This window comes from Okeania sp. SIO2B3 (genome assembly GCF_010672525.1).
Lineage (GTDB): Bacteria > Cyanobacteriota > Cyanobacteriia > Cyanobacteriales > Microcoleaceae > Okeania.
This window is the reverse complement of sequence record NZ_JAAHGH010000008.1, coordinates 89,378-112,347: the sequence shown is the minus strand read 5'-3', so window position 1 is coordinate 112,347 and position 22,970 is coordinate 89,378. Positions and strand designations below refer to the sequence as shown.

The window sequence follows — 22,970 nt, the reverse complement described above, 5'->3', positions numbered from 1 at the left end:
CCTTTTAAGGCGCAATATTTTTGGAGAGTTGCTCACGCATCCCCTACTTCCCCTCCCAGGAGGGGAGGGGTTAGGGGTTAGGGGTGGGTTAACTTCTGTACGGGCGAATGGCCATTCGCCCCTTCTGACTTGGGGACTTCTGACTTCGTTAAGGAGATGTCTACTACTCACATTGCTGATAGCTGAATGTTTACGATATTTTGCATAAGTCCTGATATTATTTGGTAATATTATTTCTGATGAATTAAGTTAATAATTTATATAATTAATAGTGGCAATAATCAGTACATTTCCCAATATTTTTATCCAAGTTTTTCTAGTCGGAGCATGGTTAGGAATTATTTTAATTTTTGCTGAAGTACTTAACCGCTTTGCCAAAGTAGACCCAGAAATATCACGAAAAGTAGTTCATATTGGCACAGGTAATGTAATTCTATTAGCTTGGTGGTTACAAATTCCTGCCTGGATAGGTATTATGGCTGGAATTCTTTCAGCAGCGATCGCTTTAATTTCCTACCGACTTCCCATTCTTCCTAGTGTTAATAGTGTGGGACGCAAAAGTTTAGGCACATTTTTCTATGCAGTTAGCATTGGCATTCTTATCGGTTGCTTTTGGTTGATCGAACAACCTCAATATGCCGCTCTGGGTATTTTAATTATGGCTTGGGGCGATGGTTTAGCTGCTGTTATTGGTCAAAATTTTGGCAAACATCCTTATCAAGTTTGGGGAATGAAGAAAAGTTGGGAGGGTTCCCTAACTATGTGTTTGGTTAGTTATACTATTTGTAGTTTGATTCTTTTGGCAGTACAAGGCAATATTTGGCAAACCTGGGTAGTTGCTATTCCTGTGGCGTTAGGTGCTACTGCTTTGGAGACTCTATCAAAAATTGGCATTGATAATTTAACTGTGCCACTGGGTAGTGCTGCTCTATGCTTTGTGCTAAATCAATTTTTATGGAGGTAGGGAATAGTTCAACAATTAATAATTAATAATTAATAATTAACAATGACCTCTCCTTGAAAAGAAGAGGATTGACTCAAAGAAAAATTTTTTCTCTCTTGGTCGATTGGATATGGTTAGGAAACCCATCCATCCCACCCTACGGGAAGCTGCGCTTTATATGTTGCGTAGCAAAACGACCGCTTGTTTCTCCTTTAAAGGAGAGGCTTTAAACATTCTTAGGTAGCGCGGTGGTAGGTGTAAATTTCAGAAGAAACACTGGAACTGGCGGAAATTTGAGATATTTCTTCAACTAATTTCTCAAAATGTTATTGAATTCTGCTAATTACTTAATTGTTGAAGTTTTGCATAAATTATAGAATTTGGGGATTTAAACCCAAGCTTTTCCTGACGGAATGCTCCGTAAACAGATACCTAATTATATGGGCAAATTTTTAGGCTGATAGCTGTTAACGTAGTTCCTCCGGAGGAGGCTAGCTGATAGCTAGTAGCTAGTTAAAACTAATAAAATCAAGCCTCATTAAATAACCATAATCAATTTTGTTTCCGGTGAAACTTGAGGGATGTTGTATACAAAGTCCCTACATTATGGTTAATTAGTTGTGACTTGATATTATTAGTTCTGACAAAATTTATTTTTTTTCTACTAAGCTAAAAATTTTACTGAACCTTTTGTATTAATCTGCCCAATTAGGTCCGTGATAAGGGTCTCCTTCAAAAGGATTTACACCAGTCATTGGATACATATCATCGCTAGGACCAAAAATGCGACTAATTGCTTCTGATATGTAAACAACAGCCTTTTCAATAGATTGGAAAATACTCATAATTGTTACCCCTTTTTTGTCAATCAAACTTTGATTTCCTCAACACTTTTATTCTAGCTGCTTCTTCTCTGATTTGATGATCGTTATAACATTTGTTTAAAGGTTGTATTATTTCGCAACTACTTCCGACAGGGATCGAGATAAAATGTAAATAATTTAGGTATTATCTTTAGAATAATTTACTTTAAACTTGTATTATCTTAGGTAAAAAAACTCACACAATTACCCATGTTATCCTTAAACTGTAGTATAACATTTTGACTCCAAAAATATTAAATGCGCTACCGATTATAATTAAAGTTACTATATTTATCGCCAATAAATTTTGATATACAGCCTTATCTGGCTAGAAATAACTTTATGAAGTGAAATAAGTAGAAGATTTACTAATAGTTTTACAGACAATTATCAAAATCACCTGGACAGATATAGTAATTTTTACTATAATTAACTAGCTATCAGCTATCAGCATTTTCCGTACCGGAATGCTCCGCAAACAGTTAGCCTCTTGTAGAGGAACTGCGTTAACAGCTTTTTGACCTTGGGTTTATACCCCGGCAACTAATGTGCCAGATGGTTGAGTCGGGGTTGAAATCTCCGACGAGGGCGTAAAAAACAGTCAATCATGCTGACCGCTGACCGCTGACTGCTGACTGCTATTTAAAATCAAGAGTTTAGTTAGGAAGTTGTCCAATGACACAAGAAGACCGAGAACTTTCTCTCTCACCAGAAGATTACAGTTTGTTAACAGACCTCTACCAACTAACAATGGCAGCTTGTTATATTGGGGAGGAAATAGACCAACGGCAAGCTAATTTTGAAGTATTTGTGCGAAGACTCCCGGTAGGTTTTGGCTATCTCATTGCCATGGGTTTAGCACAAGTATTAGACTATTTAGAAAAATTTCGATTTAACCCCGCACAAATTAAGGCTTTAAAGTCAACTGGGATATTTGCCAATGTGCCCGATAAATTTTGGTCGGTTTTGGCAGAAGCTAAATTTACTGGAGATGTATGGGCAGTACCAGAAGGAACAGCCATATTTCCGAACCAACCTCTATTGCGGATAGAAGCTCCACTTTGGCAAGGACAGTTAGTGGAAACATATCTATTGAATACTCTCAACTACCAAACTTTAATTGCCACCAAAGCAGCTAGAATGCGGGATATTGCAGGTAATGATGCAAAGTTATTTGAATTTGGCACTAGACGCGCATTTAGTCCCCAAGCTAGTGTTTGGGCGGCTCGTGCTGCTTTAGCAGGTGGGATGGATGCTACTTCTAATGTTTTGGCAGCTTTGAAATTAGGTCGCAAACCTGTAGGTACAATGGCTCATGCTTTGGTGATGGCAATATCTGCTGTTGAGGGTACGGAGGAGGATGCTTTTCATGCTTTTCAACGATATTTTCCTGAAGCACCCCTATTGATTGATACTTACGATACATCGGCAGCTACCCGCTTATTAGCACAACGAGTTAAGCAAGGTGATATGCAGGTGAGTGGGGTAAGGTTAGATTCAGGAAATTTAGGCCAATTATCTCAGGAGGTACGATCGCTACTACCAGAAGTGACAATTTTTGCTAGTGGAGATATAGATGAGTGGGAAATAGCTAGACTTCAGCGGGAGAATGCTTGTATAGATGGGTATGGTATTGGTACTAAGTTGGTAACTGGTGTTCCTGTCAATGGAGTTTATAAATTGGTAGAAATAGATGGCATCCCGGTGATGAAAAATTCTACGGGGAAAGTCAGTTATCCTGGTCGAAAACAAATATATAGATATCTGGAAAATGGTCAATTGAAACAGGATTATTTGGGATTAATGGACGAAGATGTATCGAATCAAACAGAACATCAGACTGATTCTTTCATAAAATTAATGGTACAAGTAGTTCATAATGGAAAAATAGTGCAAAAATCAGAAAATCTAGAAGCGATCGCTAAACGTACCGCTGCTTCTGTTGCTAGTTTACCTCCAGAAATTCGTAGTCTAGAAAATCCTAATTTGTTACCAATGAAAATTTCTGATAATTTACAAGAACTTACGCAAAAAACTCGGCGTTGCTGAAGCGCGTGTATAACATTAATCTTAACTACTTAGGAGTCAGGAGTCAGGAGGAAAGAAAGAATAAGTAAAGAGTAGTGGAAGGAGAAAGTTTTTTTTTAGCTGGCGCACAACGCACATTAACGCTATGCGACAGGTCAAGGGCAGCATTCCGCATCGAAAACACGGAGTGTGGAACGGAGTTCTATTCCGCTCTTATCCAGACATAATATCATAACCTCAAATCACCAACGCCAAAAACTCAAGCTAATATCATGTCCGGTAGCATTGGTATTGTATAGCGAAAGTAAGGAAGAAGGAAGAAGGAAGAGGGAAGAAGGCTTAAAAGCTTGAAAAAACTTAAATTTCCTGTAGATATTCACCCTTGGTTTTACACAAACAATAAAGTGCAGATATGATATAAAATACTTAAAAAATAAATATTAAGAGAAAATGAGGAAAATGTTCTATTGAAGCGATATACCAAATTCCTACTCCGTTTCTAGTGTTCGAGCTTGAATTTATACCTACCACCTAAGAACTTTACGACTACTAATTAAACAAACATGATATTAAAAATAATCACTAACTACTAAATATCTCCAAAAATCAAAAATAAAATCAATTATTATCCATAAATTATCAATTATTTCCCCGACTCCCGACTCCCGACTCCCTCTTTAATATCTAATGAAAAGCACTGTAAAACAATTTAACTTCAATTGATATAAAACTATGAATAATTCCCAAGTATTATCAGGTTTAATGGGCGTGTGTATTGGAGATGCTTTAGGCGTACCTGTCGAATTTTCCAGTCGCAACGAAAGAACAATTAAACCTGTTACAGAAATGATTGGTTATGGCGCACATAATCAACCACCGGGTACCTGGTCAGATGATAGTTCAATGACATTGTGTTTAGCTGAATGTCTATGTGAAGGATTTGATTTAGAAGCGATCGCTCGCTCTTTTTATCGGTGGCGTTATGAAGATTATTGGACTCCTCATGGTAAAGTTTTTGATATTGGAGGTACCACTGCTGGAGCTATTTCTCGGATTAAAAAAGGTGTCTCACCAATAGAAGCTGGAGGTAAAGAAGATAGGAATAATGGCAATGGTTCGCTAATGAGAATTTTACCCCTAGTGTATAACTATAAAAACGTTGAATTTCCAGAGTTAATTCAGCAAGTTCATGATTGTTCTTGTATAACTCATGGTCATTTAAGGTCACAAATGGCTTGCGGTATTTATATCAGTATAGCTATTTGTTTATTACAAGGTTTAGAAGTAAAGAAAGCATATTTACAAGGAATTGAAAATATTAAACAAATATACTCACAAGAAAAGTATGCAGGAGAGATATCTCGTTTCCGAAAAGTATTGGATGGAGAAATTGAATCTCTACCTGTAACCAGAATTCATGCAGGTGGTTATGTATTGGATACATTGGAAGCTTCTTTATGGTGTTTATTAACTACAAATTCTTTTGCCGAAGCCGTTCTCAAAGCAGTAAATTTAGGAGAAGATACAGATACAACTGGAGCCGTAACAGGAGGTTTAGCAGGAATTTATTATGGTATAGAAAATATGCCAAATGAATGGATAGAAGTTATTGCTAGAAAAGATGATATAGTCAATTTAGCGACTCGTTTAGAAACTGCTATAGCAATGTAAGCATTCAGCGGTCAGCTATCAGCTATCAGCTAAGGAAGAAGGAAGAAGGAAAAAACTGATTTAATAGCAAATACATAACTTATAACTTCTCTGTTTAGTCAAGTTTTATCTTAAGAAAGATGTTTATAAAGCATAGTTTTAAGAGCAGAGTTTTATTGCGTTCGAGCTGACAGCTAATAGCTATTTGCGCAGCATTCCGCAGTAAATACTTACATAGCCATCAGGAATCAGATGTGAGAATTGAGGTGTTAAGATATAGCAGTTATCTGATTCATATATTCTTTTCTTCCCTCCATACCTATTCCCTATTTCTTATTCCCTAAAATAGCTGTTATAAAAACAGTAAATTTAGGAGAAGATACAGATACAAATGGAGCCTTCATTAATTGATAATGGATAATTATTTCTGGTTAAAACTGTTCTTGATTTAATATAAGGAAATATCCTAGCACTTTTTTCCCCTTGAAAAGGGAGGCTAATAAAGCTGAATTATTTAATTAATAATTATTAATTATTAATTATTCGATGACAGGAGGTTTAGCAGGAATTTATTATGGTATAGAAAATATGCCAAATGAGTGGATAGAAATTATTGCTAGAAAAGATGATATAGTCAATTTAGCGACTCGTTTAGAAACTGCTATAGCCATCAGGAATCAGATGTGAGAATTGAGGTGTTGCTTGAAAGTATAGAATAGAGCAGTTATCTTATTCTTATGTATTCGTTTCTTCCCTATTCCCTATTCCCTATTCCCTAAAACAAAAGTCTCCAGTATCTCACAACTAAAATCATATTGCTATATATTAGAAAAATGTCCGACTTAGGAACTTATATAAAATCAAAAAAAATGACTCAAATTGCTTTATTTGGTACCAGTGCCGATCCACCAACATCCGGACATGAAACAATTATTAAATGGCTTTCCCAAAACTTCGACAAAGTAATAGTTTGGGCATCAGATAATCCCTTTAAATCACATCAAACACCCCTCAAACAACGTTCGGCAATGTTATCAATTTTGATTGAAAATATTGACTCTAATAAAAACAATATTTCTCTCAATTCAGAATTAAGTAGTCGTCGTACTATAGAAACTGTTGAACGTGCTAGAAAAAAATGGCATAATGCTGAATTTACTTTAGTAGTAGGTTCAGATTTAGTTAAACAATTACCAAGTTGGTATAAAATAGAAGAACTTTTGCAGAAAGTAGGATTATTAGTTGTACCTCGAAAAGGTATTACAATAGAAGAGGCAGATTTGCAAAAGTTAAGAGAACTAAATACAGGAGTAAAAATAGCTTCTTTAGAAGTTCCTAATGTTTCCTCATCTGCATATCGCGAGGAAGGAGACCCAGCAATTATTACGCCTCCCATTAAAGATTATATATATCGGGAGCATTTGTACAAATGCCAGGACGCGACTATAGAAAAAGTGTAAATGATCAAAATAATAAAGCAGATTTTAAAGTAGGAGTAGATAACGTAATTTTTTCCGTCGATACTCAACAAAACCGTCTATTGGTTTTATTAGTAATGCGACAAAAAGAACCATTTATTAACTACTGGAGTTTGCCAGGTACATTAGTAATACAAGGAGAATCTCTAGAAGCAGCAGCTTACAGAATTTTAGCGGAAAAAATTAAGGTAAAAAATCTATATTTAGAGCAATTATATACTTTTGGCGGTCCTGGTCGTGACCCCAGAGAATCTATTTATAATTGTCGATATTTATCAGTTAGTTATTTTGCTCTAGTTAGATTTGAAGAAGCAGAATTAATTGCCGATGGAGTCACAGGTATTGCTTGGTATCCTCTGGAACAAATTCCTCAGTTAGCATTTGACCATCAACAAATTATTGAATATGGATATCTTAGATTAAGAAATAAACTTGAATATAGTCCTGTTGCTTTTGATGTTTTACCAGAGCAGTTTACTTTGGGGGAATTATATCAACTTTATACAACTATTTTAGGAGACAATTTTTCAGATTATTCTAATTTTCGTGCCAGACTATTAAAGTTAGGTTTCTTATCTGATACTGGGGTAAAAACATCACGGGGTGCAGGTAGACCTGCTAGTCTTTATCGGTTTGATTCAAAAGCATTTGCTTTGGTAAAAGATAAACCTTTAATGTTTATTTGATGGAGGTAGGAAATTTAGAAAAAATTGAGACCTCGAAGCAATCTCTTCAACTTTAGGATAGGATATCTATGGGATTGTTTCAGGAATTTCTTTGACATTCCTTTTTATTTATAATTTTTGCGCTGATATTAATGTACTTAACAATTTCCTGGTTGCTAAGTTGAGCGATCGCTAAATCAAGTGGATGTTCTTCTAGCTTTAAGATATTTCCATAGAGGTTAATGGTATACTTTTCCAAGTCATTGAGTTTTTCTCTTTTTATCAAATATTGCCATTGTTCGTTGGATTTTAGTTCTAATTTAGCATCAAGGAGTATTGTTGCATCTGGGTACTCTTTTTGTAGATTATTGAGAACATCATCTATATTATTTTTACTCTCTAATCTTATATTTTTATACTCAATAGTGGTGCAGTCATATACTATCTTTGTTCCCCAAATTTCACTTCTGTATATCCACCCAAAAGCAACCATTACTGCCAAAATTATAGTAAGAAAAACAACATAATTAACGTTATTACCCCAAGATTTAATAAATCCTACGCTTTTTTTTTCCTGATTGTGGTTAGAGATTGGATATTCAACCTGAAATAGTTCTATTTCTTCAAGTTCTAAGGGTCTACTAGAACCATCCATACTTAAAGATAATTTATCAGAAGGAATGGCTGGATGTGGGTCGCGATGCTCCCAAAATTCTGTGTACCCTCCTGTCAATTTTTGATGAATTTCTTCTATATTTTTCTGGGAAATCAAAACATTTTTTTGAGTTTTAATTTCCTGAATAACCACTCCTTCAATTAGAAGTATTTCTCTCCCAAATTGGTCTTTAAGAATCTCATCTCCTACTTGATAATTTAGGTCTTTTTGTGTAGCTTTTAAGATTCGATAAACTATGGTGAAATCTCCTACTTTTGAACCAAAAATTTGTCTAATAAATCCCTTTCCTGGTTCTGTTAAATCTCCTGTCGTAACTCTTGCCAATAAGTTACCAGTCTTAGCTTCACAGATGAAATCAGGAGCTACTACTGTTCTGTAGTCAAGATAGCGGTTACGACTTACTAAAAAAGGCCAAACTTCAATACTCATAGTGATAATTTAATAAATCTAGATTCGGAGTTTTATAAGAAACCGGGTTTATGGGAGATATATGTGATTTATTTTATATAAACCGAGTTTCTCTGCTTTATTTATACCTACACTACCGGATTTAATATCACGGAAGGCAAAAGTTAAAAATAAGATTTGATAAATAGAAAAATTTGAGAATACAGTAATTTCAGGAGTTATAAGTTTCCCAATATTTATGACATTTTTAAAGTGAGTTAGTATAACCATTCTATGTTTAAGTTATTGTTAGGACTAAATTAATTAATACTATTAGTATTAGGTTCGGGTTGCATAGGAGCAATGTAGGTGTAATGTACATATACAACCATCATTATTATCGCTACTATTAAACCAAACCAAAACCATTTCTTAGCTTTTTTTGATGCTGTAGTTGCTCCTAGTTCGTCTGTCAATTCAAGTCGTGTCTTGACTTCAGTTCCATAAACAATTGTGACAATTCCGAATGGCAAATAAAAAACTGCCCATCCTCCAAGTACCAAACAGCATAGAAAAGTTAGTAAAATTGCTCGCATTCGATAGTTACGAATATTATTAGTTGTCATATTTACTTAAGCTATATTTTATACAATTCGCCAAATTTTAATCGTTTTGTCATCACTGCCACTAGCTAAGGTCTGATTATCTGGACTAAAAGCTAGGGTGGTGATAATACCAGTGTGCCCAGTTAAAGTAGTTTTTAAAGTTCCGGTTGATAAATTCCACACCTTGATTGTGCAATCATTACTTCCACTGGCAAGGATGCGGTGATCTGGACTAATCGCCAGAGACCAAATTGCTCCGGTGTGTCCTTCCAAATTATACCTGAGATTCCAGGTTTTCGTATCCCACACATAGATAGTTTTGTCTCCACAACCACTAACCAACATTTTACCATCTGAACTAAAGGCTAAAGCTTTGATAAAACTAGGATGCTTGAGGGCAAGAAATTTCAGAAATTTATCATTTTTAATGGGCAGTTCCCAAATCAGCATTTTCTTGTCCGTACCAGCAGTAGCTAAAGTTTGCCCATTGGGAGAAACAGCAAGAGCATAAACATAGCCTTGATGTTCGCTTAAACTGTGTATGACTCTACCGCCATTAGTTTCTAATTGCCAGATTTTGACAGTTCGATCTCGACTACCACTAATCAGTGTGCTCCCGTCAGGACTAACAACAAACCCATCGATCGGCTCGGAATGTCCCTTCAACGGTTTATACAAGAGTTTTCCTGTATTGGCATCCCATACCTTAATGCTTTTATCTGCGCTGGCAGTAAACAGGAGTTTATTGTCTTGACTAATATTTGCTAGTACCCAATCTGATTTTTCCTGCACAATTTTTTTCTGTAAATTTCCCCGTGCAACATCCCAAAACAGAACGGTTCTGTCATCACTGGAACTGAAAAGAGTTTTACCATCACATGTGAAACCAACCGAACAGACTACTTTTTCATGTTTTGTCAAATTATGGATGGGTTCAGGAGCAAAAAGAACTTCTCCTCCTAAATTAGCTTCGGGAAATCTCTCCTCAAAATCTTTGAGATGTTTCAAGAAAATAATAACTAAGTGCTTAAGTGCTGTTTCCCAATCTCTCACTTCTTGTAAAGATTTTTCTTGATATGGATGAGCTAGTTCGTTTAAAACAAACTGATGAATTAGGGAATCTAAAGAAGGAAAAGAATTTTTAAGTAAATCCCACACGGGAATTTTTTCTGAGGATGCTTTTGAGGCTTTAATATCAGTTTTTACCCCATCAATTAATACATACGCAATAGGAATTTCTAACTGGAAAGGTTTAGGAACTGCGCCTGGTTTCTTTTTCATCGAACCATCATCCTGGAGGGTTGCAAAGTCCATACCAATAGAACTTACAGGAATTAGACGTACTGGACAACCAGCTTCGATTCTACTATGAACTACATTCTTAAAGTCATCAACTTTTTCTACCAGACATTCTGTTATTTCTGAGAGCTGATAATTATCTTTAAGCAAATCCCACTTACTGATAATAATATGAACGGGGGTGTCTCTTTTACAGAGATTTACCAATTGCATAATGTGAGGTAAATCTCTTAGCAATAATTGTCTAACTGCTTCATTATCTAGGTTTTTTCCTTGCATTAATTTCAATAATTTTAGACCATCAATCATCACTAACACTGCATCTGCTTTAGAGACTTCTTGTTGAAAATCCAAAATCTCGTATTCACCTTCTAATATATCTGTAAGTATAGATCCTGGATAGTCAATATAGGTAAACTGACAAACTGGAAACTTTTCAAGAGCAAGATTTGTGACGCAACAAGTAAATATTGTCTCTGTTATATCTGTTGTTCCAAGAGGCCAAGGTATATTTGCATCGTCTATTTTTGAATAAATTTCATTCAGTTTAATACGTTGCTGAAAATTGGGGACTTCCAGGAAAAATCTTTCGCTGGTTGGAGTAGATAATTGCCTAAAAAAACTAGCTAAAAATACTGTTTTGCCCGCTCCACCTGCTCCTAAAGTAATAATATTGTAATTTTTCATACTTATGTCTGGAATTTTAACTTTCATAATTATTATATTATTACTTTAGTTTATCTACGATAATTTCAGAGTCAGGAAAATCTTGGTTCAGTTTATTACTAATATATAAAAAACTTGTAATAGCACTTCTAAGGGCTGTTGTTTTATCTTTAATTTCCATAATATATTCATTTTTTATTTGCTGGAACTCAGCTAATTTTTTTTCATCTGCTGCAACTCTTCTTCTGATTCCTGCCAAGCCCCAATTATCAATTCTTTTGAGGATTTCTTGTGCAATTATAATATTTAACTCATTTGGCTCACTATCATTAAAGATTATTGGTATCAAAAAATATTCAACAATAATATTAACAACTAGATCGATCAACGGACGGAAACTTAATACACCCTTGAAGAACTTATTTAATAATTTATTAAATCCACTATTTTCAGCAATAGATGCGTCGCTAATAGTAGTTAGTCGTTTAAGGTTTACCTGAATCTCTTTCTCTAAAAGATCGGGTATAACACAAGATACAGGAACTTCCATGTGAAAAGGACGTGGAATTGAACCTGCAATCTTTTTCATACTTCCATCAGGTTGAGGTGTTGCAAAACCAGAACCGATTGAACTTACTGGAATTAAGCGTACTGGAGAACCTTCTTTATTTCGACTCACAACTAACTCTTTAAACTTAGGAATGTCTAGGAGGCGATCGCTTATTTCTTTTAAATCAAAATTATCATTTTCCAGCAAATCCCATTTACTAATTACAAATTGAATAGGTGTTTGACAATAGGACATCCATTTCATTATTGGTGGTAAATCTTTATTTAAAAAATCATCAATCTTTTGTTCATTACTATTATTTATTAATGCCTGAATTTTTTGACCATCTAAAAGACCCAAAATTGCATCAGCTTGTTTAATTATTTCTTGTAACTTATCATCTTTTTTATTCATTTCTGTTAACTGTCCGCCAGCATAATCAAAATAAATAAACTGACAAATTGGAAAGTTTTCCAGATCGGGATTCTGGATACAACAAGTAAACTTCCACTCAGATATCTCTCTGGTTCCTAGAGGCCATTCTCCAATAATCAACTTTTCGTAAATATTATTCAGTAGCCTCTGTGATTTGAAATCCTCAGCTTTAAGATAGAAACCATATTCTCCTTGGGTTAATAACGACCTAAACATACTGGCCAGGAATACAGTTTTGCCTGCACCAGATGCTCCTAAAGTTAATATTTTGTAACTTTTCATTGCCTACATTTCCTCTGAAAATATAACGATGCCAAGCGTAATACTACTAGAGCAATTTCAACAGTTTTTTTGGATATTCTGAGTCTAGCATTACTTTTTAAGCTGAGGTGAGAAACTGCCTTTCAATAATTGATAATTGATAATTGATCATTGGTAATTACCTCTCCCTAAAAGGAAGAAGATTGAAAAAAAGGAAAATTTTTTCTCTCTTGGTCGATTGGATATGGCGAGGAGACCTCGCCATCCCTCGACCGCTTGTTTCTCCTTTAAAGGAGAGACTTTAAGCCTTAATTATTCGGTAAGTCTTGCTTGAAGATAATTTTAGGGAAAGTTATATTGAAATAATTGAAATAGGGATACTTAAGTAAAAATATATTAAATTTTTCAAACTTTTTTTGATTTGGATAAATTTAGATGTTTTGAAGAAGGATATTTACAAGGAATTGAGATTTTAGCCTTTTACAACAGTTTTCAAGTCAATGAACCACATAAAAAAATGATAATTATGTAGGGACATTGCATTCAACCTCCCTACCATTTGTCAAAAATATTTATCAAATTGGTATAATGAATAGAAAAAGTCTGACTTTAGCAGGATTATTTTTAACAACCTTCCTCCTAATAACAATAAACTTATTTTCTGCCGAGAATGCCGAAAGTAAATCACAAAACCCTCTATCTCTTGGTTTCCAAATTATTAACAATTCTCAGGAAACAACTCTTTATCAAAAAGATTTAGATTATGTACAAGTTATTGATTTAACTCAAGGTGCGAAAATTAATTTTATCTATGGAAATATCACAGACTTAGGTACTAAAAAAGGAGCTTACGGCGGTAACGATCCACAATTTGAACGTCAGAAAATATCACAAGTATGGTCTAACTTATCTTCAGAAAATTCAAGTTTATTTTGCATCACTAACGGTCAATTTTTTAGAAATGATAAAAATACCTCCACAGGATTAGCATTTCCTGTTAAGTCAGATGGAATTATAGTTAGTGACGGTTATGCCGGAGAAATAGAATTTCCCGATGAAAAGTTAATTCTAGAAGTCTGGAATGATAGAGCATTAATTACTAAATTTGAGCCAAAAAATCTCCAATTATCAACAGCACCTAATCTTATTGTTGGTTTACAGGAAAATGCAGATAAAGGAGTAGAAGATCAAACAGGTAGAACATTTATTGGAGTTAAAGACAAAGATAGCGATCGCCTCAATGAAACAATTTTAATTTTTACATCTAAACAAGCAACTCAACCCCATGTGGCTCAAGTTTTAAAAAGTTTCGGTGCCACTCAAGTAATAATGTTAGATGGTGGAGGTTCTACACAATTAATTTGTCAGGGAAATAATTATATAACTTCACCAAGAACTATACCTCAAATGATTGTTATAGCGCTGCGCGCAGGTAACAGGAAACAGACAACAGACAACAGGCAATAGGGGGAATAAAAAGCTGTTTGCGTAGCATTCCGTCAGGAATAATATAAAAAAATTAGCTATTGGACAATTCCTGCAATTTGTAAATATGCCAGCGTACATTGCTATATATTAGGGTAGTTTTATGAATACTTGGTAAAGTTATTGATACTTTTTAGATGTTTATTTAAAGATTCGGTGTTGTAGTAATTTTTTTAATTTGTAGGAGTTAACGGCCGTTAACCCCTACGATCTATGATATAGCGTCTCTGAGTAATTCCTGTTTACTAATTTTCCCCAGAATAATTGTCTGAAATTAACTCCTCAAATTCTGCCACAGAATTAACACTAAATGTTTCTAATAGCAGTTGTTTTAACCGAGCTAAATCTTCAATATTATTCAAAGTTTCTACCAGAGTGTCTGGCACTGATAAAAATCGCATTTGCAGTAGGTCAAGAATATTTTGTCGGCAATTTTCTTTAGCTCCTATTTGTTCACCTCTTTCCATAGCACGTTCTTCCATTGTACTTAAAAATTCCATTTTCTGTTCCTCCTCATATTGATTGATTTTACTTTCAAGGTTCTGTTGTAATTCTGGGGGCAATGTCATCATTTTATCTATGAATTTAAACAAGTTAATAATATCAAGCTTGCTTAACCCTCTTTCATATAAACTTCTGACTAATTCCCATTTCCACCGTTCTCTTTCTGTTAAATTACTTGTGGTACTCTTGGTTTTTAAGTGTGCCATTACCATCATTGCAAAAACATTGTTATTTGCTGATAATTCCTCCCATTCATAATCTAAGAGTTTCACAATAGAAAAATCTAATCTCATCCAACTTTTTTCTAACCCGTATTCATAGAAACTGGGTCGCCAAGATGGTGTTTCATCTCCCAGTATAGCCAAACTAATTACAGGTTTATTGTACAGGTCGAATGCTCGATAATTATAGATAAACATTCGTTGGCTAAATTCTCGGTCGTATTGACTTTGAATTTCTATATGAATTAAAATCCAGATTTCTTGGTCGTCTAATAACCAAGCTTGAAATAATTTATCGGCATAACGTTTTTCTGTTGTGGCTGAAGCTGTAATTTGTTCTAGTTCTTTGTCTAGAGAAACTGGCGGTTTTTTCCAATTAATAGAGTTGTGAATTTCTGGATAGAAAAAGCTGAGGAAAGAAGGCAAATATTCTCCAATTGCTGCTTTCCATGGCTCATCATAATTAGCCGTTGTTTCTGTCATTAGTTAGAAGTTAAAAGCCTGATTTTACTAATTTTTTCGAGAGGAATTGTCTGGAATTAATTCCTAAAATTATGCCACAGATTCCATCCGGATCTTTCTATTTCACTAATCACTAATTTCCACGATCGCTTCTCCCGTTTCTAGCATTCGTAATGCTGCCACAAAAGTATTGTTCAAGGTATGTCACAGGTTTCTGTTAGTAACATTCCCACAAGTTAGCCAAAGAATTTGAGGAGGAGTTCCTAAACGAGTAACTAACTCCACAAAATCGCTGTCTTTACTAACAATAACCGTACCAGGGTTCCTGGCAGCATTGAAAATATCTATATCTTCAGCATTTCCTAGCCCCAAATCTCTAATAGCTGTAGCATTAACATTAAAAGTTTCGACCAACCAATTAGCTAAATTTGGAGGAAGTTGGGCATCAATCCAAAAATTCATACTGTTAATTTAGGGATATTAGTTCGTCGGGAAGCAAACAACAAACAAGCTTGAATATCCTCCACTTCCAAGTCTGGAAAATCTTCTAAAATTTCTCCACTACTAACATTTTCTGCCAGCATCTCTAAAATATCAGAAACCCGAATTCGCATCCCTCGAATGCAAGGTCTCCCTCCACATTATTTGGGGTTATAAGTAATTCGATTAAGCAAACTATTTGTAGTCATTTTAGTTAAATTTATTGCTACAATTAAACAATTTTAACAGGAATTATCATAAATTATCAATTACTTCCCCCCTCCATGCCTGTTCCTTGTTCTCTGTTCCCTCTTTTCTGGAGATATTTAATATTTACTTCTTCCTCCTTCTTCCATCTTCCTTCTTTCTTATCGCCAACTATTTAAAATTCCAATCCTCACCACCAGGCAATTTACAAAACTCATCATTAATCACATCTCGCAAACCTTCTCTTGAATAATTGTACGTCAAACTTATCAATCTATTAGCTATATCTATAATTTTCACTTTATCCACAATTTGACGTAATTGAATAGGCTTATAAATACCTGCTTTTACTTCCACGCTAGCCTCAAAAATAGCATCTTTAAAAGCATTCTCTAAATCCCTTTCCCAATCATCTATATTAATATAATAAGATGTTTTATTCGCCTTAATATTCAAACGTTGAATCTTCAGTACTGAATCTCTAATTGATGCTGCCCAAGAATTAGTTAAACGTTCTTCAACTTGATTTTTAATTAAATGTACTAATAACCTAGCTAAAAAACTTTCAATTTTTTGTAAAATTTGTTCTTTACTCATCCACTCCCATTCATGTACTATTGCTAAGGCATCATCATATCGACCTTCCATAATACTTCGTTTTAAATCAATTAATTCTTGACTCATAAGATTAAATATTGTTTGATTAAAGAAGCGTTCAGCAGTCAGCAGTCAGCAGTCAGCAAGATTATTTTTTTAAAGTTTGGAAAGAATTTTAACCCAATCTCAAAAAGCTGTTAACGCAGTTCCTCCGTTTGCGCAGCATTCCGCAGGAAAGGAGGCTAGCTGTTTGCGGAGCATTCCGGTACGGAAATGCTAAAAGCTGATAGCTAGTTAATAAAATTACTATTATTTAGTTTACTTTCTTTTGTGACTCTAATTAAAAATCGCAGTGCTTCATTCACTGCCTCTGCATTAGGAAAAATTTCTGCAACATCGGGATCTAACTTAATTATTGTCTCCCCAAAACTTTTACGTTTAGCACCCATTTTTCTGATTTTTAAACTTTTTAAGTCATATTCTGATCGTAATTCATCTTCCATTTTTTAACTCTCCTCGTATGCTTTTCTTTCTTTATTTGTAGCCTTTCTCGCACTAATAATCCTAATTATGTTATTTCTTTCAGTGTAAGAAACTAATAACAAACGACCCTGTACTGATTCTCCTATTATAATGTAACGATGTTCATTGTAGGAATGATCTGGATCGTAAAAATCAACATATAAAGGGTCTTCAAAAACAGTTTTTGCTTCTGCAAATGAGACTCCATGTTTAGATAGATTAGACTCAGCTTTTTGTTCATTCCATTCAAATTCCATATAAATTTGCTGATAATATCATGTCCGGATAATTAGATACCTCCAGAAAAGACGAAGGTAGGGACGTTGCATGCAACGTCCCTACAAAGTAGGGAGTAGGGGAAAAATTTAGGAGCGCTCAATAGAACACTCCTACATAATATTTTCTTGAAAATTATGCTAGCTGATAGCTGATAGCTATTTAATGCCCAATTCCTACATATTGAAAACCAGCAGCTTCCAACTCTTTACGATCGCAGAAATTACGTCCATCAACAAATAAATTATGCTCCATAGACTTCACCATCTTAGCATAATCTAATTTCTCAAACTGTTTCCAGTCAGTCACCAAAACCAAAGCGTCACAACCATCAGCAAGTCTTTCTGGGTCTGTTTCCACTACTACTCCAGTCAAACCATGACGCATACCAGACTGAGAAATAATCGGATCGTAAGCCTTCACCTTTGCACCCAACCTGTTCAACTCTTGAATCAAATCTAGAGAAGGAGCATCCCTCATATCATCAGTATCAGGCTTAAACGTCAAACCCAATAACCCAATAGTCTTACCCTTAAGAATTTTCAGTGCTTGCTGTAACTTATCTATTGCAATCATGCGTTGACGCTTATTCACCTCAATTGCAGATTTTAACAACTGTGCCTCACAACCATAGTCATCAGCAGTATGCACCAAAGCAGAAACATCCTTCGGGAAACAAGAGCCTCCCCAACCAATACCAGCTTGTAAAAACTTATTACCAATGCGAGAGTCTAAACCAATACCCTTAGACACCTGAGTCACATCTGCACCGACGCGATCGCAAATATTAGCAATCTCATTCACAAAACTAATCTTAGTTGCCAAGAAAGAATTAGCAGCATACTTAATCATCTCTGCAGAACTCAAATCAGTTGTTACCACTGGTACTGGTGGCAGTGACTGGTCATCACCATACTTGCGTTCAACCAGAGGAGTATAAAGCTCCAACATCATGTCTAGTGCCTTTTGACTATTACTACCCAATACTATGCGGTCTGGATTAAAAGTATCAAATATAGCGGAACCTTCGCGCAAAAACTCTGGGTTACTAACCACATCAAATTCAGCTTCAATATCTGTACCGGAGCCACCTTCTTCTTTTTTCCGTTCATCAACCCCATCTAAAACAATTCTTCGTACCCAGTCACCAGAACCAATAGGTACAGTTGATTTATTGACAATTACCTTATAACCTGTAGTCAAGTGAGCACCTATTCCCTTCGCCACTGCCTCAACATAACGAGTATCACTTTCCCCTGTAGGGAGTGGGGGAGTACCAACAGCAATAAATAAGATATCGCCATGATTAACTCCAGCTTTCAAGTCAGATGTAAACTCTAGGGTTCCTGCTTTGGTGCAACCTTGCATCAGTTCAGATAACCCTGGTTCGTAGATTGGAGACTGTCCTGATTTTAAGAGTTTAACTTTTTCCTCGTTGTTGTCTACGCAAATTACATGATGTCCTGTATGAGATAAACAAACCCCTGTAACTAAACCAACGTAGCCAGTACCAATGACACAAACACGCATCTTTATATATCCTCAAAGTTTTTAACACGAAAAGTTTCAGTGGGGATTAAGTTTTGACATTTTCAGGACTTACGCAAATCCACCTTTAAAGCGCCATATGTAGGGGCGTTTTGCTCCGCAACATATAAAGCGGAGCTTTGCGTTAGCAAATGGCATTCACCCTCACTGGATTTAGTGTCCATGCGTAAGTCCTGATTTTAACTTTATCTTTACCCCCGCACCCTTTCAACGTAAGCATTATAGGTGTGAGTTAGCCTCCTCTGGAGGAGCTGTCTCTTTCAGAGGAGCTTTGCTAACGCTAACGTTAACAGCCATCAGTTATTAAGTTAATTGTCCTTTTTCAAGGAATTCAGAGTTGAAAGATTTAACAGCATTAAAAGTCTGAAATAAATTAGCTAATTGCTCGCGACTTAATAATTACTCAAATCCTCAAACTACTAAAATTCCTGTTAACGTATTTCCTCCGGAGGAGGAAAGCTAACTGCCCTCTGGCTGTTTGCGCAGCATTCCGCAGGAAATGCTTACCTTTCAACTTTTTGGCGGTTCATTTTTGAGCCGCTCTCGAAAATCTTCTATTGTCAATTTTAACCCGTCTTGGAGAGGAACAGTAGGTTCCCAACCTAAATATTTTTTAGCACGAGTAATATCTGGTTGTCGTTGTTTCGGATCATCTTGTGGCAGAGGTTTATATGTTATTTCTGCATCTGGATTAACCATTTGTTGAATTTTTTGAGCTAATTCAAGTATGGTATATTCTCCTGGGTTGCCGATGTTAACTGGTCCAATAAAGTCTTGATTCATTAATCGAATAAACCCTTCGACCAAGTCTGATACATAACAGAAACTTCTGGTTTGAGAGCCATCTCCATATACTGTTAGTGGTATTCCTTTTAAGGCTTGTGCAATAAAGTTACTTACTACTCGACCATCATTTTCTAACATTCTTGGTCCGTAGGTATTATGAGCAAAAATTCCGTAACTTCCTCCAATGAAATTTTCATAATTTGGTACTGAGAAATCGTACACATAATCATCTATTTCAAATTCCTCAATACTTTCTATTTTTGCCCAGACAATATCACCAGTACTTTTTGCTGATATTTTCTGCTGAATTTTAGACAAATTCTCAATATTGTTATCTTCTAACCCCTCTACTATTATCCGGTAAATTTTATTATCCTTTACCTCTATTTCTGAGACATTTGCTATTAGCCCAAACTTAGCTAAAATTAATACTAATTTTTCAGCGATCGCCTGACTATTACTCTTAAATTCAATCTTTGAATTTAGTTGATTTTCTACTACATTATTTCCTTCATTCAATCCCTGTAAAAAACTAATTAATTGTTTTTGAGGAAGTTGTAAAACCCAATTAGGAATCTCTTTTTCTGTCTTGCCAAAATTCAATCCTTCTCCAATTAAATCGACCAGAATTTTTGACTTAACACTGATAGTTCCTTCTACTTTAATTTCACATTGACAGTCAAATATTCTTTCTACTACTTCTATTAATTTTGCTAATTTCTCAGATCCTCCTTTAAACAACAATTCATTGTCTATCAAACTGCCTTGAGCGACATAAAACCCTAATAACCACAAAAATTCTTCTATATTCCCTATCCAATTTTTAATTGCCTTTGAAGATAAATAGCAAATTTTTTCTTTTTTAGATAGAGGAAGTTCTAAATATTCCCATAGATGCAAAGGAATTTGATTTTTTGCCTCGTAGCTTTTTAGTATTGAATAAAGTTGTTCGGGATTAACACCTTTTGCCAATAAATACTCACGAATTTTATCTCCATATTTTTCTATATAGGAGATTGTCTCTTCACTTTCTACAGATATTTCTTCTTGAATAGAAATCTTATCTGTAATGTGGAATGGTTGTAAAGGTTGCTCCAAAAAACTAATATAACTAGGAACTCCTATTTCATCTCCCACCTTTAAATCATTTCCAAAAACTGCTTGAGGTTTATCGTTATTATCCCTAGTAAATAAACTATGGTCTTCTGTAATTTTTATCTGCTTACCCCAGACAGTTTTTATTTGATAACCCTTCTTCTTGACATGATGTTTCCAAATTGCTGAAATTGCTTTAATTACTGTCTTAGAATTTTCATCAAAACAAGGCACCGATACATTAGAAATATCTCCATTAATCCTGTCATAACATTCAGCAAAAGTTTCATAATAGAGTTCTTCACCAATGTAATAAAGTACCTTTTGGTCTCCAGTCAAACTGTTAAAAATTCTGACTACTCGAATATCAACATTATTTTGACGATGGTAATCAAATGCCAAAGTTTCTGCTACTCGCTTCCCCTCATCATAACAGCTACGAATACCAATACAATTAACATTACCTCTATATTCCTCTGTTTGAGGATGTACATCTGGGTCTCCATATACCTCAGATGTAGAAGCCAAAAAGAACCTTGCCTTTACCCTTTTAGCTAACCCCAACATATTCAATGTCCCCATCACATTAGTTTTAATTGTCTTGACAGGGTTGTATTGATAGTGTATCGGACTAGCAGGACAAGCCAGATGATAAATTTGATCTGCTTCTAATCTAATAGGTTCAGTAATATCGTGGCGAATTAACTCAAAATAAGGATGATTCAACCACTTTAAAATATTGCGCTTAGTTCCTGTGTAAAAATTATCCAGACAGATGACTTCATGGCCTTGTTCCATTAATCTATCAATGAGATGAGAACCAAGAAAACCCGCGCCACCTGTTACTAATATTCTCATTACTTCTACTTCCGAGCAATTTAATTTGTTGTGATTTTCAACAGAAAATTGAAGAACCACATCAAGCTCCATCATACACTAACAAAGTATGGGTCTGAAAGATATTAGTACCGCTCAACTAAACTTACTCAAACTTACTCAAAAATCTGAAAGCTTAGTTGCTCGTAGTGGATCGAGCACTACAGGATTAAACGGCAAACCCTTTATTCCTTGGTCAAAGACATCAGGAATTACTTTCTTTATTATATTCAATGACCCATTTACATCTGCATTTAATAATTTATTTTCCCTGGTTTTATACAACCCTCTTGTTACTCTTTTTCCACTAAATTTCGGTTTTTTCTCTCCATATTTTGGTAAATCATCCCCGTCTAAACAGCTTGATTGAGATGTATAAGATTCTTCTGTTATTATTACTTTTATTCCTCTTAATTCGGCTTTATATCTTAACATCTCTATTAATCTATAATGAGGGATATTCACAAATTGTTGATTATTCTTTTTCCCTAATTTTATTTCTTGTTTCCAAGTCTGATTATGTCCAATGATTAAGATTCCTATTTCATGGTTTTCACACCAATCTATTACTCTTTTACTTGCTGTATGGAGATAGTTTTCTACTCGACAATTTCGCTTGTGAGTTAATTTTTTTAACCGATGATAATGACTTTTATTCTGGTTGGTTTTTAATTGAGATTGTAAAATAGAGCGTTGTTTATTATAAAAGGTGTTAATCGCTTTTAATGGTCTGCCTTTAATCAAAAGAGGTGATATTCCTGTTTGATTTGTAGTTACAGCCATTAAATTATTTACTCCTAAATCTACTCCTGCTATTTGTTGATTATTTGTTATTTCCTCCTGTTTTTCATAGACTATTTCTATTATATAACAGCTACTTTTAGGGATAATCCTTGCCTCTATTATTTCTGTCTGTGAAGTGGGGATTTTTATGTCACTTATCCATGAGTGACAAATCCCCTTTTTTAAGGCTTTTTTGTAAATTGATTCATCTGGATAGGGCAGAATATTTCGACATGCATGTTTTATGTTTATATTTGGGAATTTTTGGTTTACCTAAAAATTTATTTGGCTGTTTTTGCCATGTTTTTAAAGCGGCAAAATAACTACTCCAAGCTGAGTCTAATCTTCTGATTATTTGCTTGCTAACTTTAGTTGGTAAAGCTTGATAATCATCCGTCTTAGATACTAGATGATACAGTTGATTAAAGCTGAGTTTCTTTTTGTTTTCAAAGAAGTATTGACGATAATAATAGTTAGCTAAATTGAACAGATTTTTTGACAAAAAAGCCTTCTGGTCACAAGCTGACCATAAATAATGTGATTTGGTAATAACATGACGTTCAACTAGCTTCATACCTTGATTGTAGCTGATAACGACTCAATGGATAAACAACTGATAAAA

The 22,970-nt window shown here is 34.9% G+C and carries 21 protein-coding genes and 4 pseudogenes; 8 read left to right on the top strand and 17 right to left on the bottom strand.

Annotated features, from left to right (window positions below; all coding sequences use genetic code 11):
* The first annotated feature begins 268 nt into the window (after positions 1-268).
* Complete coding sequence (locus F6K15_RS09830) at positions 269-964, top strand: diacylglycerol/polyprenol kinase family protein (protein WP_293060827.1); 696 nt, start codon at positions 269-271, stop codon at positions 962-964.
* Positions 965-1,638: 674 nt separating this feature from the next.
* Here F6K15_RS09830 and F6K15_RS09825 read toward each other — a convergent pair.
* Positions 1,639-1,788 carry a hypothetical protein gene (locus F6K15_RS09825; protein WP_293060321.1) on the bottom strand — a complete coding sequence of 50 codons (150 nt, stop codon included), beginning with the start codon at positions 1,786-1,788 and terminating at the stop codon, positions 1,639-1,641.
* A gap of 693 nt (positions 1,789-2,481) precedes the next feature.
* On the opposite strand from F6K15_RS09825, the gene F6K15_RS09820 reads away from it, so the two are divergent.
* From F6K15_RS09820 to F6K15_RS09795, 6 genes are all read left to right on the top strand, one after another.
* On the top strand, positions 2,482-3,855 hold the full coding sequence (locus tag F6K15_RS09820) for a nicotinate phosphoribosyltransferase (protein WP_293060320.1): 1,374 nt from the start codon (positions 2,482-2,484) through the stop codon (positions 3,853-3,855).
* Between the two features lie 168 nt (positions 3,856-4,023).
* On the top strand, positions 4,024-4,185 hold the full coding sequence (locus F6K15_RS09815) for a hypothetical protein (RefSeq protein WP_293060319.1): 162 nt from the start codon (positions 4,024-4,026) through the stop codon (positions 4,183-4,185).
* A gap of 381 nt (positions 4,186-4,566) precedes the next feature.
* Entirely contained in the window at positions 4,567-5,505 is a 939-nt protein-coding gene (locus F6K15_RS09810) for an ADP-ribosylglycohydrolase family protein (RefSeq protein WP_293060318.1), read from the top strand.
* Positions 5,506-6,030: 525 nt separating this feature from the next.
* Positions 6,031-6,171 carry a hypothetical protein gene (locus F6K15_RS09805; RefSeq protein WP_293060317.1) on the top strand — a complete coding sequence of 47 codons (141 nt, stop codon included), beginning with the start codon at positions 6,031-6,033 and terminating at the stop codon, positions 6,169-6,171.
* 182 nt (positions 6,172-6,353) lie between these two features.
* Positions 6,354-6,944 carry a nicotinate-nucleotide adenylyltransferase gene (locus F6K15_RS09800; RefSeq protein WP_293060312.1) on the top strand — a complete coding sequence of 197 codons (591 nt, stop codon included), beginning with the start codon at positions 6,354-6,356 and terminating at the stop codon, positions 6,942-6,944.
* Complete coding sequence (locus F6K15_RS09795; protein WP_293060311.1) at positions 6,914-7,648, top strand: NUDIX domain-containing protein; 735 nt, start codon at positions 6,914-6,916, stop codon at positions 7,646-7,648. Before F6K15_RS09800 ends, F6K15_RS09795 begins: the two co-directional genes overlap by 31 nt.
* 79 nt (positions 7,649-7,727) lie before the next feature.
* Here the strand turns inward: F6K15_RS09795 and F6K15_RS09790 are convergent, their stop codons facing one another.
* From F6K15_RS09790 to F6K15_RS09775, 4 genes are all read right to left on the bottom strand, one after another.
* Positions 7,728-8,732 (bottom strand): hypothetical protein, encoded by a 1,005-nt coding sequence (locus tag F6K15_RS09790; RefSeq protein WP_293060310.1) that lies wholly within the window; start codon positions 8,730-8,732, stop codon positions 7,728-7,730.
* Between the two features lie 278 nt (positions 8,733-9,010).
* Complete coding sequence (locus tag F6K15_RS09785) at positions 9,011-9,316, bottom strand: CD225/dispanin family protein (protein WP_124145563.1); 306 nt, start codon at positions 9,314-9,316, stop codon at positions 9,011-9,013.
* Positions 9,317-9,334: 18 nt separating this feature from the next.
* A complete protein-coding gene (locus F6K15_RS09780; protein ID WP_293060309.1) occupies positions 9,335-11,308 on the bottom strand; it encodes a hypothetical protein in 1,974 nt (657 codons plus the stop codon).
* Positions 11,309-11,321: 13 nt separating this feature from the next.
* The gene (locus tag F6K15_RS09775; protein WP_293060308.1) at positions 11,322-12,527 is read right to left on the bottom strand and encodes a hypothetical protein; all 1,206 of its coding nucleotides are present in this window, start codon (positions 12,525-12,527) and stop codon (positions 11,322-11,324) included.
* Positions 12,528-13,094: 567 nt separating this feature from the next.
* Here F6K15_RS09775 and F6K15_RS09770 point away from each other — a divergent pair.
* Positions 13,095-13,973 (top strand): phosphodiester glycosidase family protein, encoded by an 879-nt coding sequence (locus F6K15_RS09770; RefSeq protein WP_293060307.1) that lies wholly within the window; start codon positions 13,095-13,097, stop codon positions 13,971-13,973.
* Between the two features lie 263 nt (positions 13,974-14,236).
* On the opposite strand, the gene F6K15_RS09765 is transcribed toward F6K15_RS09770, so the two are convergent.
* The 12 genes and pseudogenes from F6K15_RS09765 to F6K15_RS09715 form a co-directional block, all read right to left on the bottom strand.
* On the bottom strand, positions 14,237-15,199 hold the full coding sequence (locus tag F6K15_RS09765; RefSeq protein ID WP_293060305.1) for a transposase: 963 nt from the start codon (positions 15,197-15,199) through the stop codon (positions 14,237-14,239).
* A gap of 183 nt (positions 15,200-15,382) precedes the next feature.
* Positions 15,383-15,640: a DUF5615 family PIN-like protein gene (locus tag F6K15_RS09760; RefSeq protein WP_293060303.1), complete on the bottom strand. Its 258-nt coding sequence runs from the start codon at positions 15,638-15,640 to the stop codon at positions 15,383-15,385.
* Positions 15,637-15,867: pseudogene (locus F6K15_RS09755) on the bottom strand (DUF433 domain-containing protein). The gene F6K15_RS09760 and the pseudogene F6K15_RS09755 overlap by 4 nt, the downstream one beginning before the upstream one ends.
* A gap of 169 nt (positions 15,868-16,036) precedes the next feature.
* Positions 16,037-16,513: a DUF29 family protein gene (locus tag F6K15_RS09750; RefSeq protein ID WP_363267620.1), complete on the bottom strand. Its 477-nt coding sequence runs from the start codon at positions 16,511-16,513 to the stop codon at positions 16,037-16,039.
* A 239-nt stretch (positions 16,514-16,752) separates the two neighbouring features.
* Positions 16,753-16,965 carry a hypothetical protein gene (locus F6K15_RS09745; protein ID WP_293060301.1) on the bottom strand — a complete coding sequence of 71 codons (213 nt, stop codon included), beginning with the start codon at positions 16,963-16,965 and terminating at the stop codon, positions 16,753-16,755.
* Positions 16,966-16,968: 3 nt separating this feature from the next.
* A complete protein-coding gene (locus F6K15_RS09740; protein ID WP_293060300.1) occupies positions 16,969-17,241 on the bottom strand; it encodes a BrnT family toxin in 273 nt (90 codons plus the stop codon).
* 181 nt (positions 17,242-17,422) lie between these two features.
* Entirely contained in the window at positions 17,423-18,790 is a 1,368-nt protein-coding gene (locus F6K15_RS09735) for a UDP-glucose/GDP-mannose dehydrogenase family protein (RefSeq protein WP_293060299.1), read from the bottom strand.
* Positions 18,791-19,318: 528 nt separating this feature from the next.
* A pseudogene (locus F6K15_RS39050) lies at positions 19,319-19,750 on the bottom strand (GDP-mannose 4,6-dehydratase); the annotation flags it as partial.
* Positions 19,751-19,753: 3 nt separating this feature from the next.
* A pseudogene (locus tag F6K15_RS09730) lies at positions 19,754-21,028 on the bottom strand (NAD-dependent dehydratase); the annotation flags it as partial.
* Positions 21,029-21,547 (bottom strand): annotated as a pseudogene (locus tag F6K15_RS09725) (GDP-mannose 4,6-dehydratase); the annotation flags it as partial. It lies immediately after the preceding pseudogene.
* 138 nt (positions 21,548-21,685) lie between these two features.
* Positions 21,686-22,468 (bottom strand): transposase, encoded by a 783-nt coding sequence (locus F6K15_RS09720; protein ID WP_293060823.1) that lies wholly within the window; start codon positions 22,466-22,468, stop codon positions 21,686-21,688.
* 85 nt (positions 22,469-22,553) lie between these two features.
* Entirely contained in the window at positions 22,554-22,922 is a 369-nt protein-coding gene (locus F6K15_RS09715; RefSeq protein WP_293060298.1) for a transposase, read from the bottom strand.
* Between the last annotated feature and the right edge of the window lie 48 nt (positions 22,923-22,970).

Bases quoted from the DNA above. Each gene is read 5' to 3' on its own strand.
- F6K15_RS09775 (WP_293060308.1), bottom strand. From the start codon at position 12,527: ATGAAAAGTTACAAAATATTAACTTTAGGAGCATCTGGTGCAGGCAAA.
- F6K15_RS09820 (WP_293060320.1), top strand. From the start codon at position 2,482: ATGACACAAGAAGACCGAGAACTTTCTCTCTCACCAGAAGATTACAGT.
- F6K15_RS09745 (WP_293060301.1), bottom strand. From the start codon at position 16,965: ATGGAAGATGAATTACGATCAGAATATGACTTAAAAAGTTTAAAAATC.
- F6K15_RS09715 (WP_293060298.1), bottom strand. From the start codon at position 22,922: ATGAAGCTAGTTGAACGTCATGTTATTACCAAATCACATTATTTATGG.
- F6K15_RS09805 (WP_293060317.1), top strand. From the start codon at position 6,031: ATGACAGGAGGTTTAGCAGGAATTTATTATGGTATAGAAAATATGCCA.
- F6K15_RS09735 (WP_293060299.1), bottom strand. From the start codon at position 18,790: ATGCGTGTTTGTGTCATTGGTACTGGCTACGTTGGTTTAGTTACAGGG.
- F6K15_RS09760 (WP_293060303.1), bottom strand. From the start codon at position 15,640: ATGAATTTTTGGATTGATGCCCAACTTCCTCCAAATTTAGCTAATTGG.
- F6K15_RS09770 (WP_293060307.1), top strand. From the start codon at position 13,095: ATGAATAGAAAAAGTCTGACTTTAGCAGGATTATTTTTAACAACCTTC.
- F6K15_RS09810 (WP_293060318.1), top strand. From the start codon at position 4,567: ATGAATAATTCCCAAGTATTATCAGGTTTAATGGGCGTGTGTATTGGA.
- F6K15_RS09800 (WP_293060312.1), top strand. From the start codon at position 6,354: ATGACTCAAATTGCTTTATTTGGTACCAGTGCCGATCCACCAACATCC.
- F6K15_RS09790 (WP_293060310.1), bottom strand. From the start codon at position 8,732: ATGAGTATTGAAGTTTGGCCTTTTTTAGTAAGTCGTAACCGCTATCTT.
- F6K15_RS09825 (WP_293060321.1), bottom strand. From the start codon at position 1,788: ATGAGTATTTTCCAATCTATTGAAAAGGCTGTTGTTTACATATCAGAA.
- F6K15_RS09765 (WP_293060305.1), bottom strand. From the start codon at position 15,199: ATGACAGAAACAACGGCTAATTATGATGAGCCATGGAAAGCAGCAATT.
- F6K15_RS09785 (WP_124145563.1), bottom strand. From the start codon at position 9,316: ATGACAACTAATAATATTCGTAACTATCGAATGCGAGCAATTTTACTA.
- F6K15_RS09780 (WP_293060309.1), bottom strand. From the start codon at position 11,308: ATGAAAGTTAAAATTCCAGACATAAGTATGAAAAATTACAATATTATT.
- F6K15_RS09795 (WP_293060311.1), top strand. From the start codon at position 6,914: ATGCCAGGACGCGACTATAGAAAAAGTGTAAATGATCAAAATAATAAA.
- F6K15_RS09750 (WP_363267620.1), bottom strand. From the start codon at position 16,513: ATGGAAGGTCGATATGATGATGCCTTAGCAATAGTACATGAATGGGAG.
- F6K15_RS09740 (WP_293060300.1), bottom strand. From the start codon at position 17,241: ATGGAATTTGAATGGAATGAACAAAAAGCTGAGTCTAATCTATCTAAA.